The organism is Arthrobacter sp. S2(2024) (genome assembly GCF_036662515.1).
Classification (GTDB): domain Bacteria; phylum Actinomycetota; class Actinomycetes; order Actinomycetales; family Micrococcaceae; genus Arthrobacter.
In genome coordinates, this window is the sequence record NZ_JAYKZI010000001.1 from 326,911 (window position 1) to 341,477 (window position 14,567).

Annotated in this window: 17 protein-coding genes; 9 read left to right on the plus strand and 8 right to left on the minus strand. The window is 60.5% G+C overall.

Going from position 1 to position 14,567, the window contains the following annotated elements; translation table 11 throughout:
• Nucleotides 1–16: 16 nt before the first annotated feature.
• Nucleotides 17–2,377, minus strand: coding sequence for a helix-turn-helix transcriptional regulator (locus tag VLA65_RS01420; RefSeq protein ID WP_332601577.1), 2,361 nt, complete (start codon nucleotides 2,375–2,377; stop codon nucleotides 17–19).
• Nucleotides 2,378–3,542: 1,165 nt separating this feature from the next.
• Here VLA65_RS01420 and VLA65_RS21960 point away from each other — a divergent pair.
• A complete protein-coding gene (locus tag VLA65_RS21960; RefSeq protein WP_442880134.1) occupies nucleotides 3,543–3,938 on the plus strand; it encodes a hypothetical protein in 396 nt (131 codons plus the stop codon).
• Between the two features lie 329 nt (nucleotides 3,939–4,267).
• Here the strand turns inward: VLA65_RS21960 and cspE are convergent, their stop codons facing one another.
• Nucleotides 4,268–4,471, minus strand: a complete 204-nt coding sequence (gene cspE / locus VLA65_RS01430; protein WP_028266315.1) for a transcription antiterminator/RNA stability regulator CspE — start codon at nucleotides 4,469–4,471, stop codon at nucleotides 4,268–4,270.
• A gap of 180 nt (nucleotides 4,472–4,651) precedes the next feature.
• Here cspE and VLA65_RS01435 point away from each other — a divergent pair, with 180 nt between their 5' ends.
• From VLA65_RS01435 to VLA65_RS01450, 4 genes are read left to right on the plus strand one after another with little or no spacing between them, the layout of a single operon-like run.
• A complete protein-coding gene (locus VLA65_RS01435; RefSeq protein WP_332601578.1) occupies nucleotides 4,652–4,789 on the plus strand; it encodes a hypothetical protein in 138 nt (45 codons plus the stop codon).
• 47 nt (nucleotides 4,790–4,836) lie between these two features.
• The gene (locus VLA65_RS01440; RefSeq protein WP_332601579.1) at nucleotides 4,837–5,667 is read left to right on the plus strand and encodes an alpha/beta fold hydrolase; all 831 of its coding nucleotides are present in this window, start codon (nucleotides 4,837–4,839) and stop codon (nucleotides 5,665–5,667) included.
• A 39-nt stretch (nucleotides 5,668–5,706) separates the two neighbouring features.
• Nucleotides 5,707–6,495, plus strand: coding sequence for an ABC transporter ATP-binding protein (locus VLA65_RS01445; RefSeq protein ID WP_332601580.1), 789 nt, complete (start codon nucleotides 5,707–5,709; stop codon nucleotides 6,493–6,495).
• Nucleotides 6,488–7,264: an ABC transporter permease gene (locus VLA65_RS01450; protein WP_306963981.1), complete on the plus strand. Its 777-nt coding sequence runs from the start codon at nucleotides 6,488–6,490 to the stop codon at nucleotides 7,262–7,264. Before VLA65_RS01445 ends, VLA65_RS01450 begins: the two co-directional genes overlap by 8 nt.
• A 43-nt stretch (nucleotides 7,265–7,307) precedes the next feature.
• Here VLA65_RS01450 and VLA65_RS01455 read toward each other — a convergent pair whose 3' ends face one another.
• On the minus strand, nucleotides 7,308–7,919 hold the full coding sequence (locus VLA65_RS01455; RefSeq protein ID WP_332601581.1) for a glyoxalase: 612 nt from the start codon (nucleotides 7,917–7,919) through the stop codon (nucleotides 7,308–7,310).
• A gap of 641 nt (nucleotides 7,920–8,560) precedes the next feature.
• Here VLA65_RS01455 and VLA65_RS01460 point away from each other — a divergent pair.
• Complete coding sequence (locus tag VLA65_RS01460; RefSeq protein WP_332601582.1) at nucleotides 8,561–9,109, plus strand: pentapeptide repeat-containing protein; 549 nt, start codon at nucleotides 8,561–8,563, stop codon at nucleotides 9,107–9,109.
• Nucleotides 9,110–9,130: 21 nt separating this feature from the next.
• Here the strand turns inward: VLA65_RS01460 and VLA65_RS01465 are convergent, their stop codons facing one another.
• Together VLA65_RS01465 and VLA65_RS01470 are read right to left on the minus strand one after the other, a co-directional pair.
• On the minus strand, nucleotides 9,131–9,490 hold the full coding sequence (locus VLA65_RS01465) for a VOC family protein (protein ID WP_059388050.1): 360 nt from the start codon (nucleotides 9,488–9,490) through the stop codon (nucleotides 9,131–9,133).
• Between the two features lie 64 nt (nucleotides 9,491–9,554).
• Nucleotides 9,555–9,833: a hypothetical protein gene (locus VLA65_RS01470; RefSeq protein WP_306963975.1), complete on the minus strand. Its 279-nt coding sequence runs from the start codon at nucleotides 9,831–9,833 to the stop codon at nucleotides 9,555–9,557.
• Here VLA65_RS01470 and VLA65_RS01475 point away from each other — a divergent pair.
• Nucleotides 9,832–11,127 carry a flavin-containing monooxygenase gene (locus VLA65_RS01475; protein WP_332601583.1) on the plus strand — a complete coding sequence of 432 codons (1,296 nt, stop codon included), beginning with the start codon at nucleotides 9,832–9,834 and terminating at the stop codon, nucleotides 11,125–11,127. The genes VLA65_RS01470 and VLA65_RS01475 overlap by 2 nt on opposite strands.
• A 2-nt stretch (nucleotides 11,128–11,129) precedes the next feature.
• Here VLA65_RS01475 and VLA65_RS01480 read toward each other — a convergent pair whose 3' ends face one another.
• Genes VLA65_RS01480 through VLA65_RS01490 form a run of 3 tightly spaced genes read right to left on the minus strand, consistent with a single transcriptional unit; the run spans nucleotide 11,130 to nucleotide 12,948 of the window.
• On the minus strand, nucleotides 11,130–11,795 hold the full coding sequence (locus VLA65_RS01480; RefSeq protein ID WP_284991756.1) for a hypothetical protein: 666 nt from the start codon (nucleotides 11,793–11,795) through the stop codon (nucleotides 11,130–11,132).
• Between the two features lie 38 nt (nucleotides 11,796–11,833).
• On the minus strand, nucleotides 11,834–12,424 hold the full coding sequence (locus tag VLA65_RS01485) for a hypothetical protein (protein WP_284991757.1): 591 nt from the start codon (nucleotides 12,422–12,424) through the stop codon (nucleotides 11,834–11,836).
• The gene (locus VLA65_RS01490; protein WP_332601584.1) at nucleotides 12,412–12,948 is read right to left on the minus strand and encodes a hypothetical protein; all 537 of its coding nucleotides are present in this window, start codon (nucleotides 12,946–12,948) and stop codon (nucleotides 12,412–12,414) included. Before VLA65_RS01490 ends, VLA65_RS01485 begins: the two co-directional genes overlap by 13 nt.
• 376 nt (nucleotides 12,949–13,324) lie before the next feature.
• Between VLA65_RS01490 and VLA65_RS01495 the strand changes: the two genes are divergently transcribed.
• Together VLA65_RS01495 and VLA65_RS01500 are read left to right on the plus strand one after the other, a co-directional pair.
• Nucleotides 13,325–13,882, plus strand: coding sequence for a hypothetical protein (locus VLA65_RS01495; RefSeq protein WP_332601585.1), 558 nt, complete (start codon nucleotides 13,325–13,327; stop codon nucleotides 13,880–13,882).
• A 31-nt stretch (nucleotides 13,883–13,913) separates the two neighbouring features.
• Nucleotides 13,914–14,486 carry a hypothetical protein gene (locus VLA65_RS01500; protein ID WP_284991759.1) on the plus strand — a complete coding sequence of 191 codons (573 nt, stop codon included), beginning with the start codon at nucleotides 13,914–13,916 and terminating at the stop codon, nucleotides 14,484–14,486.
• Nucleotides 14,487–14,567 lie beyond the last annotated feature (81 nt).

A 14,567-nucleotide genomic window follows, 5' to 3' on the forward strand; every position in this document is an offset into this window, starting at 1 on the left:
AAGCCCACTGGCAGGCTCACTCGGAAAGCCGCTTTTCGCGGAACGGAGACGAATCCCGGACAAGGTCAAAGAGGGCCGTCCGGGAAGGGCTTCCTGTCTTGCGCAGCGCGTTGGAGATGTGGCTTTCCACGGTCCTGATACTGATTCCCAGATGCTCGGCGATCTCCGGGTTGGAGCGATGACCTGCCAGGGCTGCTATCTCGATTTCCCGGACGGTCAGGGGCGAGTAGCTTCCGGAACTAAACGCGACGGGCTCATCCGGCGAAGGAAAACGTGCCGCGAACATGGAGTACGCCCGGTCCATCGCAGCCGCACCGATCGTGTTGTCCACGAACGCATACCGCTTGAAGGCGCCGCGGAGCAGCATCCGGACCTGGTAGAAATCGGCGTCGGGCTCGTAATGCTCGAGCAGCACGCCGAGCATTTGGTGGTCGTCCTCCACCACGGCCGCGGCAATTGCCAAGAGCTGATCATGTGAAGCGGCCGGTGCATACTCTTTCAAGGTCTGCCGGAGGAGATCGAGAACTTTCCGGCCCGGGAGAAGGCACGTGAAGAAGAGCGCGGAATAGATCGCCTCGAGGACATAGCCACGTTCGAGCTGCCGTTGAATGAGTTTCGCGGCCTTCCCGTCGAATACAGCGGGAATGAGGGGTCGCGCGGCGACGAGCTCGTACACGCCTCTCGCTGTCCCGGGGAGCGGGCCGATGTCTTCAGCTTCGCGCCGTGCCTGGGTGGCAAGGGTCGCTGCGGGCAAGATCGCGGACGTCGCCGTCCTGAGCCCGGCGAGCCTAAGCATTGCGTCGTGAAGGGAAGCCACCAGGAAGCCTGGCCGCCCCATGGCAAACACACTGCCCATGAGGTACTCGGCGTCGTCGAAATAGCCGCGGTAGATCAGGGCCTGGGCAGCCACATAGGTGTTGCAAACCATCCCGAACTGGTCCAGCTTGCGGCGGGCATCTGCGCGTTGGTCAAGCGCAAAGACAATCGACTCATCGATCCGCCCCGAGCTGAACAAAGCCATTCCACGGATGAACGGTTCGATTCCCGGAATGCCTCTTAAGCCGCCAGAAGTGTCGATGGCTTTGAGCGCGGCGGAAGGGTTGAATCGGTAGAGTTCCAGGATGCCCCGGATGCTGGCTATCACACCGCTTTCGGGGTGACGATCGTGCAGACGCGCGAAGATCCCGTCGAGGTTCTCCGGCATTCTGTCGTAGGACGCCACGAGGAAAAGTTCTGCCGCTTCGGCTTCGGCGGACCATTTGGGACGTTCCTCCCCGAAGCTCCTGAGGGCGCCGGCCGCAGAGTCCAGTCCTTTGCCCTTATGGATCGCCCAAAGCGCTTTGGTAAATGCCAGGAACAGGAGATCGCACGATTCGCCTTCCGAGGTCACGGTCTGGGCAAGGATCCGCTCAATTCTCGATGCGTCAATCGGCGAGCCCCAATAGACCCTCAGAAGTGCCACAGCATTCGATACTGACCTTTCGGCATTCCACAGCTCGTATCGCCTGCGCTCCAGGACGGATACTTGCTCATGAAAATGGCGTGCCGTTGCGGCGTCGTCCGAGCTCCGTTCAAGGCGCAGCGCAGCCAGGACCCTCATCAGCGAATCAGCCGAGTTGAGGTCAACGTGGGATTCCTGTGGCAAACCGCTGAGGGCTCGGGTGATTCGACTCTTCAGGACCCGCCTGCTTGTGAGCACTCTTTGACCACGGAAGTAGTCGGCCAGGACCGGTGGCGTGATCGAAGCGGAGACAGTGTTGTGGAGGTCCTCCACAACGGAAATGAGGCCGCGCTGTTCGAGCCTGTCGAGAACATCGGAATGAACTACCTGTTGCAGTACGTCGAGGGGCGTGGTCCCGGCGATGGCCATGGCTTGAAGGCCCGTGAGTTCGTCGGCTTCGAGTCCTTCGAGGAGGGATTCCACCGTGCCGTGAAGGTGCTCGTTCCACAGGGTGTCGCCCGTCATGCGCCATTGACCATGGCGGAGGACAATCAAGCCACTGAGGGAAGCAGTTTCCGCGATGCGAACCACAAGCCGCGGGTTCCCTGCCGATTTCGTCAGGATCCGGGCAGTGGTGTCGGTGTCCGCCGGGGCTCCCAGAATGCCGGTGAGGAGCTCGTTCACTTGCTCGTAGCGAAGCGGATTCAGGTGAACCCTGGCTTCCGGTCCGGGGCTGAGCACCGCTGGCTGTGCCATCGAGTAGATGGATGACTCGCTCATGGTAACGATCATGGGCCGTTTCGTCCGACGCCGGACGGCGTCCAGAACCGCTACAGTCTCCGTGTCGACGAAGTCGAGGTCATCGACCACAAGCACGCGCTCCCCTGGCCTGGAGAGCCGGCTCGCCAGGGTGTCAGCTACACCGAGGACTCCCAATTGGCCTATTCGAATATCCAGGCTCAGGCTATGTATTCCACCAAAGGGTATTTCGCGATGTGAGCGGAGTCCCGAAACGGAGTAAACCGTTGCTCCGGTATTTTCCAGATCGGCGATAGCCTTTTGCACCACACTCGTGCGGCCGCTGCCAGGCGCGCCGACAATTCGAACTATCATTCCGCGAGCAACGTAGTCCAGCGTTCGCCGAACTTCCTGATCGAACACTCGCGATCCAACTTTCTCTGACGCGCTGATCCAGCACTCTCCGGTCCTTAGGTGGTGCGAGGTCCAGACGATTCAACTGTTTCCTGCCCAAAGCCGGGCGTTGGCAGGCGGACTCCCAAGCACTCCCACGGAATCCCCCGGGGTGCGCTGACGAACCTCGTTCCAAGGGAAACCGTAAAGTCCGAAACGGCCATCTAAGTGGTGTTTTGGCAAAACTCAGTGTGCGCGGGGAGCCGTCTACGTGTGCCGACGTGGGGTTTTGTTCCGCATCTCCGTGTGCGCCGAAGAAAACTCAGTGTTCCCCCGGCGTCCAAGGAGGTGGGGTTTCGCGATGAATTTTCCATGGTGCTCCTGGTGGTGGTCTCTTGCTTCCGACGCTACGGGGGTTTCGTGGCCGCCTCTAGATCGAACCTCGCGCATGTGGATATTTATTCGAATCTTGTTTTCATAGATCGAATATAAATTCTAATTTGCAGAATGGACCACAACCTCTAGAGACCCTGTCAAGAGGCTTTCTCGTCCATGTGGACAACTTCTTCTTTTCTCGCATTTCAGATGCTAGGATCTGCTGACATTCGCGTCAAAAACTGAATCATGGGGGCAATAAATGAATACTCGCGCGCCTGAAAACAACGGGGAAATAAAGCACGCGTCGCACGACTACTTGAAATCTCGGAAGAATATTTTCAAGGTCTTTGCCATCGTCACGTCTACTGCCGCAGCACTCTCCCTTGCCGCCTGCGGCGGAGCCAGCCCAACAACCTCCCAAGCGGGGGCCACTCAATCGGCGTCAACTTCCGCCTCGGCGACGCCCACCCCAACTCCCACGCCCACACCGACCGCGCCGAAATCCGCGTCCTGCGTAACGGAGAACGCAACCGAGAGCTACCCGCCCAAGGTGTACATCTGCACAAAATCCGACGCGGGCACCTTAGTTTGGATGGAACGCTCAGAGTCAAAGAAAGTAACCGACGCTCGCGCAGCAGCAGCAGCAGCTGCGGCGAAGGCGGCGGCAGACAAGGCCGCGGCTGACAAGGCGGCGGCAGACAAAGCAGCGGCAGACCAAGCAGCGGCCGACGCGGCTGCGGCCCAAGCCGCCGCAGCACAGGCAGCGCAAGCAGCCGCAGCACAGGCGGCCGCAAAGCAAGCGGCTCCCGCAGCGCCGTCGGGCTGTGACCCCAACTATGCCTGGGCGTGCGTCCCGATTGCTTCAGACGTCGACTGCGCAGGCGGTAAGGGTAATGGCCCAGCCTACGTGCGTGGTCCTGTCAAGGTGATCGGGACTGACATATACGGTCTCGACAACGACGGTGACGGCATCGGCTGCGAGAAATAGCCGTCGGATTCTGCTGGATCATTCTCTTCGCCGAAGTTGCCGGTCCCGTGATTCCGCGGGACCGGCGTTTGTCCATTCGAATGATTGAGCAGAATCCGACATCCGAGCGAAGACGATCCAGGGACGGACATGACCAAGCCCAAGGCCGAGCGCTACAGCAAAAGCTAAGCGACACGCCAAATCCCTGTCGCTACCGGAATTCCGGTGTCGACAGGGATTTGGCGTGTCGCCGGGTAATTTGCGCGTCGAGAGGTCGCCACGCAACCAGGAAATGGGCACAAAAAAGCAGGGCCGGTCAATGACCGGCCCTGCTTTTTGAAATCCGAAGCTTAGAGAGCCTGGATGTTTACTGCCTGGGGACCCTTGGGGCCCTGCTCGACGTCGAAGGAAACCTTCTGGTTCTCTTCGAGGGAGCGGTAGCCGCCCGAGTTAATTGCAGAGTAGTGAGCGAAAACGTCCTGGCTGCCATCTTCCGGGGAGATGAAGCCGAAGCCCTTTTCGGAGTTGAACCACTTGACGATACCTGTAGCCATTTTTTCAGTTTCCTTACTGAAGGTGGAGGTTGTCCCGACTGTCGGGCCTCCGGTGTGGGGTGTTCTCCACCGTTACTTCAGAAGGTCGCGGTTGATGAACCGCGGGAACTGCCTGAACTACCAAATGCCAAACACAACAACAGCTCCAAGCATACAGGCCTTTGGCCGGATGGCTACTATTTGTCGAAATCCTTCATCTGCCGCGCGCCGCCAACCGCGGCAACAGGACACCGCCTCGTCGCTTCGATGCTGCTCTACACCGAGCTTCTCGCCGCTCCCCTTGACGCCGGCCTCTCGGTCCTCGGCCCCGGAAAATAGTCCCTCCTCCCCCTCCCTTAGCACCCCAAGAGGCGTAGAGTTCCGCCATGGAGCCGATTCGGGTCGTCCTTCTTCCGGGGAGCGTCCTTCCCGCCGAACCCGCCTACGGGGCGCTGATCGAAGCGCTGGGTCCCGACGTGGACGCCGTCGCGAAGGACCTGGAACTTTACGACGGCGACGAGCCGCCACCGGGCTGGAACCTGGACACCGAAGTCGACGGTGTCCTCCGCGAGGCCGAGGCCCGGGGCTGGGAGACGTTCCATTTGCTCGGCTATTCGGGCGGCGGGGCAGCGTCTTTGGCGTTCACCGCCAAGCATCCACAGCGACTGCTCAGTCTCACGCTCCTGGAGCCCGCGTGGGCGGGAAGCTGGGATTGGAGTCCGGCGCACACCCGGCTCTGGAAGGACTATGAGGCGCTGGAATCGCTACCGCCAGATCAATTCATGGCCGCGTTCATGAGGCTGGGAGTGAAGCCCGACGTCGTCCTTCCGCCACCGCCCGAAGGCGGGCCGCCGCCGTGGATGGCCAAGCGGCCAGCGGGAATCAGGGCATTCCTGCGCGACTTCAAGATTTACGATCTGGATAGGGCGCGGCTTGCTGCGTTCAATCGGCCGGTGTTCTTCGTCCTCGGCGGCCTGAGCAACCCCGACGATTATGGCGAGGTTGCCGAGCGGCTGTCCACGGTATTCCCGGACTTCCGCCTCGAGGTGTTCCCGGACCGCCACCATTTCGATCCCCGCACCGGATCGAGCCCGACCGGCTCGGCGCGTTGCTGCGGGACCACTGGGAACGGGCGAATCGGGTCGTTTAGGGCGCGGTGTCGGCTCCCACGAAAACATCAGGTTCCCGTATATAGACTCATCGAAACGGCGCCCTGACATGGGGCGGTTCGGCCAGCCTGAGAGGGATACGGCTCGATGAGTGAAGTGAATGTGCCGGCACAGCCGCCGGTTTTGGACGTCAGCGCTTTGCGCGTCGCGTATGGCGAGCGGACCGTCGTCGACGGCGTCAGTTTTCAGATTCATCGCGGTGAGATCTTCGGCCTGCTGGGGCCGAACGGCGCAGGGAAGACCAGCACACTCAGTGCCATCGAGGGGTTGGTCAAGCCGAAATCCGGGCAATTGCTGGTGGACGGATTCGACGTTCAACAAGAGCCTCTGGACGCGAAAGCGCGCCTCGGGGTGCAACTGCAGTCCTCCAGTTTCCAGGCCGAACTGACCATTCAGCAGATCGCAAGGCTTTACGGCGGGCTCTACGGAGTGAAACTCTCGCGTGAGCAGATCGGTACGAGCATGCGGGCCATCGGGCTCGAACAGGAATTGGGGAAACGGTTCAAACAGCTGTCGGGCGGGCAGCAGCAACGGCTGGCACTGTTCATTGCCACCATCCACAACCCCCTCCTTCTGCTGCTCGACGAGCCAACTGCCGGGCTGGACCCGCAGTCGCGCCGTGGGCTATGGCGCCGAATCGAAGAACTTCGTGGAGAAGGCAACAGCATTCTCCTCACCACCCACTCCATGGAAGAAGCGCAGGCCGTGTGTGACCGGGTAGCGATCATCGACCATGGCGTACTTCTCACGGTTGGAGAGCCCTCGGAGCTGATCGACAAACACAGGGAGGATCCGCGCGTGCTTTCAGTGGCCCACGGCGCGCCCACCTTGGAGGACGTCTTCATCGGACTGACAGGAAGTGAGATCCGTGACTAACGCCGCCGCGGTCAATACCGCCCGCCCGCCGCTCGGCCTGGCGATGGGCTCGTTGCTTCGCGCGGACTCCATTGTGATGCTCAATAGCAAGACCTCACTTGTCTTGAGCGCACTGCTGCCGATCGTGATCCTCGTGGCCACAACCTTCGGCAAGGGGCAATCACGCCTCGGAGGATCCACCCTCATCATCGGTTTGGCCTTGACCCTTGGCCTGCTCACGTCGTGCTTGCTCGGTTTCACGCTGGCCCTGGCACACGATCGGGACATCGGTGTGCTGCAAAGGCTTCGGGTCACACCGGCACCGAACTGGATGATCATGACCAGCCGCCTCATCGTGCAGGTGGTCACCAATCTGGTCGCTTCCATCATCGTGGTGATCGTCGGTGCAATTGTTCACGGCCTGACGCTGAACGTTGGCCAGTACCTTTTGGTCATCGCCGTCGCTATTCTCGGGGCCGCCGTCTTCCTGGCCATTGGACAAGCGCTCGTCGGCTTGATCCGGTCCACCAACGCCATCAGCGCGATCGGCCGACTGCTCATGATCGCCCTGTTGCTCCTAGGCGTCCTCGGCGGAACCGGCATCCTCGGCGACACGATCAAGGCAATTTCGGACTGGTCTCCGGTCGGAGGCCTCATGACACTCTTTTCGGATGTCCTGAACCAGTCGGCCTGGAGCGGCCAAGACACCGGCTCGCTCCTGGCATGCGTCGCTTACGTCTCGGTGTTCGCCTTCATCGGAATCCGCTGGTTCCGATGGGAATCGCGGTAGTGCGGGGCTAGCCGCGGCGTCCCTGGCAGCGCCGCGCGCCCCCTCACGCTGAGGCGGGCTCCCACGCGAACCCGTCCGGGTCGGTGAACGGGCCGGCGTCGCTGCCGATCGCGAGACGGTGCGATCCGGTGCCGTCGGGAGAGACGCCGGCGTCCTTGGCGAGGGCCCGGCGCGCGTAGAGACCCAGCTGGACGGGACTCGACGGCATCGCGAACTCGACGTACTTGCCGAAGCTCTTCCCAACGGCGAGGCCCCGGTCCGCGTAGAACCGTTTGCTAGCCGAAACGTCCGCGACCGCCATCAGGAGCACGATCTTGTCGACCTCCCGGGTGGCGGGACCGCTGTCCTTCTTGGCCGACGTCGCGACTTTCCAGATCGCGCCGTCCGGAGCCTGTACGACGCCGCCGTAGCCCCACAAGGACTTCGCCACTGGTTTGAGGGTCGTGGCACCGGCTTCCACAGCGGAATCGATGAGGCTGCTGACGGTAGACGGCTGCGACACGACGAGCGACAGCGTGAACCCGCGGAAGCCGTCAGTAGGAGCGTTCGAGGCCCGCACGCGCACCCGCTCGCCTAATCCGAAGGCGGCGTCGTAGAAAGCGGTGGCAGCTGCGGGGTCGGGAACTTCGAGGGTGACTGAGTCGATGGCGGTCATGGCATGTCCTTTAGTGGGGTGGGTTGCTTTGTGATTTCGACTTTATGCCGAGGCCCCACTAGCCGCTTCTCCAATCCTGACCGATGTGTTCCCACCCGTGTGCCCTGGCTTCATGTCGATGTCAACCGAGGAATGGCCGGGCGGTGGTCGAGTATTCTGATGTCAGTGATACTTCATTTTTCTCTGTGACCCAGCGTCTTTCAGCGCTTCCAGTTCGCTCCCTAGAGGAGCGGTGATTCCCTGCGCCTGCCAGGGGAACTCCATGTGGATTTCCCCTGCTCACCGGCCCAAAAGCGAACTCACCACTGGAAGATCAAATGGAAACAAGATCAACGAACTCAGCCGAGCCCTTTTCGCCTGCCCTAGACCGGCAATCCCTGCGCCCTGACTGCGGAAACTGTTTTGCCCTATGCTGCACGGCCTTCGGATTCTCACGTTCCGCGGATTTTGCGCTCGATAAACCGGCAGGCTCTCCTTGCCAAAACCTCGCGCCTGATTTCTCGTACACAATCCACCACAGCCTGGGCCCGAGGGGCTTTCGTGGGTGCACGGTCTTTGACTGCTTCGGGGCAGGTCAAAATGTATCGCAAGGGTTCTTCGCCGGAGAGAGTTGGCTTGAGAACCCCGGCACAAAAGACGAAATGTTTTCCGCGTTCAAAGCTGCCCGTCAGCTTCATGAGATGCTCTGGTACCTGGCCGAGGCACAGACCCGGGCTTTCGATCCCGATACGTCACGCCGTGCGGTTCAACTCCGGAACACCGTCGAGCAGGCAGTCCGCGGCGAACTGCCGGAGCTGCTTTCACTGGATATTCGAGATCTTCATTCCCAGGTGAGGTCAACGCTCATGGACGTCAGCGCAGAAGTACGGGCCTCCTATTTTGCCGCCGGTGATGACCACCTGGATCCAGCGCTCACGCCGGGAGCGGACCTGATGGGCAGTAATCTCAGTTCCCGCCGGTTGTGCGGGGCAGACCTCCGCGGGGCCTACCTTATCGCTGCGGATCTGCGGGGCAGTGACTTATCGGGTGTGGATCTGCTCGGCGCAGACCTCAGGGATGTCCGGCTTGAACGCGCCGATCTTTCCAAAGCCTTGTATCTGACCCAACCGCAGCTCAACGCCGCGCAAGGTAGCCGTGCAACTCTTTTGCCTTCGGATCTCGAAATGCCCCCGCACTGGCACAACCGATGATCACCCTCCCCGCCAGGCACGTCAGTCCAGGCAGAGGCACAAAGGGTGACCGGCGGGGTCGAGGAACACGCGGAATGTCGTTCCCGGTTGGTTCTCATGCTTGGTCGCGCCGAGTTCGAGCACAGCCGCCTCAGCGGTGTCGAGGTCGTCGACCACGACGTCGAGGTGCATCTGTTGCGGGACGTCCTGGCCTGGCCATTCCGGCGCCCTGTAGGAGTCGACTTTCTGGAAAGCCATCGAATCGCCGTACTCGGCGCGGACGGACCACCAGTCGTCGTCGTTCCGCTCGATTTTCCACTCGAGCAGGGCGCTGTAGAACTCGGCCAGGGTCTTGGGGTCGGGACAATCGAGTACCACGACGGGGAAGCGTGCGATAGCCATGGCCAACACTCTAGGACCGTTTCCGGAGGATCGCATCAAGTTCGACCATCCGAATTAGCCGAAACTACCGGTACCGTGTGGCAAGCTCCGGGCTCTGCGCTCCGAAAGCGGCGAGGTCTGCTTGGAAGACTGCGTCGGGGAGCCCGCTGTCCTCTACGCACGGCGCGCAGACGGTTTCGCCCAGTTCCAGGCCGGGCTGGTTGGCGCAGATCTCGGCGACCGAGCCGATACCCGCCGTCGTGGACAGATCGGCGACGACGGTCCGGACCGTCAGTGCTGTCCACCTCCCGCACCTGAATCTCGGGGCGTAAAGTTCTGCCAAGGGACCGGAAGGATCGCTCATGGAGACTGCCCCGCCCACAGCCGCACAACAGAACAGAGCGGCACAACAAAACCGCCCCCTCGAGATCGACACGCTCGTTGTCGGTGGAGGCCAAGCGGGACTGGCCACGAGCTACTTCCTCAGCCGGGCCGGCGTCGAGCACGTGGTCCTTGAACGGCGATACGCGCTGGGCGGCGCGTGGCAGGATCGCTGGGATGCGTTCGTGTTGAACACGCCGAACTTCTCGCTAGACCTGCCCGGGATGCCATACGCGGGGCCGGAGCCGGAGGCGTTCATGGCCCGTGACGACGTGGTGGATTATTTCCGTGGCTACGCGAAGAGGATCGATGCCCCGGTCCGTACAGGCACGGACGTCACGTGGATCTCGACGTCGGATGGCAGCTTCAGCGTTGAAACGTCCGACGGCGGCTGGCGGGCACGCAATGTGGTGCTGGCGACCGGCGCGTATCAAATACCGAAAATCCCGGCATTGGCGGCCGGACTCCCCAAGAGTGTCCTGCAGCTCCACACGCACGACTATCGCAATCCGGAGCAACTGCCGGACGGCGCCGTGCTGATTGTCGGGACCGGGCAGTCCGGTGGGCAGATCGCGGAAGACCTGCTCGCGGCCGGGCGTGAGGTGCATCTGGCGGTGTCGACGTGTCCGGAGGCGCCCCGCAGGTATCGCGGGCACGACATACTCTATTGGCTCCTGCAAGCTGGAATCCATGGGCCCGAGTACGGGATCAACGCCTTGACGGTCGGACAGTTGCCCTCCCCCGCGGCGCGGTTCGCCTGCAACCCCCTGCTCTCCGGCACCGACGGCGGCCACGACATCCACCTCCGCGAACTCGGCCGCCAAGGCGTCCAGCTGCACGGGCACCTGGAAGCAGCCGACGACGGCGAACTCACCTTCACGGACGACCTCCCCCAACGCCTCGCAACAGTCGAGGCCGGGTTCGGCCAGCGCATGGGCCGTGCGCTCGACGCCTACATCGCCGCCGCTGGAATAGACGCGCCTGAGGCTTTGCCAGCGCCCGCGGACGACTGGCTACCTGTCGCCTCGCCCCGGGTCAACCTGGCCGCAGAGAACATCACCTCGGTGCTTTGGGCGACCGGTTACCAGCTGGACCTCAGCTTCGTGGACATTCCTGTCCTGGACGCCTGGAGCTACCCGCGACACACCCGCGGCGTCACCGAACAGCCGGGGCTATACGTAGTGGGGTTGCCGTGGTTGACGGGACACTACTCGTCGATCGTCGGCGGGGTGGGAGTGGATGCGGAGTATGTCGCGGGGTGCGTGGCGGGGCGGTGAGGCTAGTCTTCCGAGACCAACGTTTGATTGGGCCGGATGTAATAGGCCTCCAATTCAGGATCGCCCAGTATTTCGCCGATCAGGGAAGGTGACCCTCCGATGAAGACCGAGAGAGCATGGATGTCATTAGCGACGCACCACGCTCCATCCAGAGGTAGCCAGTTCAAGGGCAGTCTTCCAGCAGGATTGTCCTCGATGGATTCCAGCGCCAGTTCGAGCGGTCCCCGCAACACATGCAGTCCCCGACCAAGGCCATTGACAATGACGGGCGAAGTTCGAACCCGGCCATTGAGGTCGCCATATCCCTCCCACACCAAAAACAAGCATTCAGGTGACGGCCTGGCGCCCTTCGCTATCCTGGAAACCAACCGTTCGGCCACTACGGAATCAACGGAACCGTTCTGGGGTTCGTAGACTTGATTCGGGTCGGGAACGCACGCCGCCACGATCTCGCTCCATTGGGTGCCACCGTCAACCTCCAGCTGATCACCGGCAAGCTGTGACCAGCGCAAACGTCGACCAGTTGGCGACATAGCGGGATTCAGCACCCGGGCATAAGCGGGATAGACGGGAGGGATAAGGCAGGCCAGCGATCCCGCAGGCTTCCCGATGGTCTGCTGTAGGAACCAACGGATGCGCGACTCCGAGTCTGCTTCCCGGCGATCCATCAAACCAAGCGTCCTCTCATATTCGCTTTCCCGGAAATTTAGCTGAGATCAATTTCCAGAACCCATCCAATGATATTAATGAAGCGCTCAGAGTTGAGTTCGGCCTCGGCATAGAATTCTGAACTGACAGATACAACTACTTTTCCTTGTTGAGGAAAAACATCCTCAGTCAACTCGATATGAATCGCTTCTTGATTCCTCGAAGTTCTGCAGTCGCCGATTTGTTCGACATGACAAGTCAAAGTCCTGTCAGGGCGGGTCAATGGATCCACGTCTGAAGCTGGTCGATGGAATATCGCCACTTGCAAAAATACTGGATTCGCTAACCCCTGAAGGAAGAATCGGCGAGCCAATGACGGAGGAGCCTGGAATGTCTCCGGAACCGTTCCAGTCTTGTCAATCCTCAGAGTTCGTTCCCGGGACTTCCAATCGAGTACATAGGCTTCACGCTCGCTGCCTGCATAATTCAGTATCGGCGGTTCACTTGGAACGTTTTTGAACTCTTCAAGACCGACAGCTGCCTCTTCCGCGCGAAGATGGTCTTGCTGACTGCATCCATGGACGGCTCCGGTCGCACAAATAATGGCTGCGACCGACGCGATCGCGAGGGTTGGCCTTAGGAGTCGCACCCGAAGCGTGTTGCTATGTCGCTGGACGTTCGTGCAATGTAGTTGACGCCTCCAATGTTAACCCGGTGGTAACCGTTTCCTCGGTAGGTCTGATCGGAGTTATTACCGCAAATGGCTTTGGCGTTGACATCAAGTTTTGCAAGGCGGTTGTATGCATCGCCGCTCTTGAAGGCCGATCTGTGCCAGAGGCCGAACCATCCGGCTTTCATGATCTCAGCCCCGACGATCTGGTATGAGGGCGCTCTCGAACAGTCCTTGATGCCAGCGTGGACCGATGACATTCCACCACTAAGATGGACCCTTTCTGTGTAGCCCCCGCATCCATAGGGATTGCCGTTGATCGTGGACCTTGTTAGTAGTGATCCGGGTCGTGCCCCAGATGTCAGTGCGGAGTATGAGGAGTCGCTAAAGACGTCTTCGGCCTTGCCCGAACCATCAGCCGCAAGCGCTGGTCCCACTCCTGAGCACACAATAATCCCCGCCGTAATGGCGGAGATTATTCCTCGTTTTAAAGTTCGATTCAACGCTCTCTCCTTTGATTCTTGCCAGCACGGTTAATGCAGGAATCCGCGAGTCTCTGGTCTTGACGGCTCACGACCCATTAGAAGGTTGGACAATTCTAGCCACGGATAATGCCACTGAGTGTTGAATCTCCAGGAATTGAGTGGTGATAACCGCAAAATTGAGTGCGTTCGCTAGCAACACCTAGATCTTCTCTTCAGAATCCAGGTCGGGACCGTGCGTTAGGTAGTGGGGTTGCCGTGGTTGACGGGGTATTACTCGTCGATCGTCGGCGGGGTGGGAGTGGATGCGGAGTATGTCGCGGGGTGCGTGGCGGGGCGGTGAGGACATGGTTGCAGTAAGCCCCCCTTCACCGTGATTTTGTGCAAGACTTCCCGCATGAACGACCCCCGAAGCCGCCTTCTTCCCCTCCTCCGCCAAGGTGAGCAGTTGTTGTGGGCGGGACAACCCGATCCGAGGGTTCGCTTCACTTCGGCTGACGCCTTCCTTGTACCGTTCAGTGTCCTCTGGGGAGGGTTTGCCGTCTTTTGGGAGGTTACGGCTATCACGGCAGTGAGGCAGCCCCTGTTTATCATCTGGGGCATTCCCTTTGTTCTCGTGGGCCTTTATTTCATTTTCGGGCGTTTCATCTTCAAAAAGCGGCGAAAGAGAGCAACGATCTACGGCCTGACCAATTCTCGTGCAATCGTCTGCACGGGCGACAGGTCAGTAGCCGATTCCCCAGTCATCGGAATGCCTACGAAGGTGGACCGAGCCAGGGACGGACGGCATGTAAACGTGACGTTCGGATACCAAGGACTTATGGGTGTTTTGGGCATGTACCAGAACACAGGGCTCGATTTTTTCAGCCTCGGAATGGGACAGGCGGTTGTCTTCTACGATGTCGATGATACTGACGGGCTAATAAGGGCCTTGGACCAAGCGCGGATCGGATGAGTGGCAGTCGCCTCCGCATGGGAAGGTCGTCATGAAGAAGTGGGTCCGGCGGCACCCGTATCTGGCCTTGGCGTTCGGTTACGTTCTCGTCGTCGTCTTTGCCTTTGCTGCCTGGATGGTCTTTGATGCAAGCGACCCTGCAACTGTTATGTTCAAAACCTTCACGAACACCTTGGTCTACTGGCTTTTCGCACTCTTCCACGTAAGAAATGTGCGTAAAACCAAACGGCGCCTCGACGCACACGGCCAGTTCAGGGCTTTTGTCCGCTACCCGGACTCTCGTCCAGGATCGCTCAGCGCCATCTGGAACCAAGGCATCGCAACGCCGGGTGCGGGAACCATCCGGTTTCAGCCCGCGGTCTACGACAATCTGGAACCGTCCGGGCGGTCGACGGAGTTGAAAGTGCAGGAGGTGCTTCCGGAGCGCCGGAAGGTCGGCGGCAAGGAGCGTAAATATATGCCGGTGTACGGGTTCCAATCCGTGACCTTAGTGACGGACGAAGGCAAGGTTGAACTCGCCGCGAGCCCGGAGTCACTGGATAGGCTAGCCAAGGCTGTACCGCCAGGTCGTAGGAAATCAGCAGGTTCAGAGTCTTCGCCCTGAAAAAGATTCCCTCCAGCTCCTTGTCGGAAGCCCCGCCGGATGGTTCAGTTCTGTCATGCCACGGTCCGCGGGCGCCGGTTC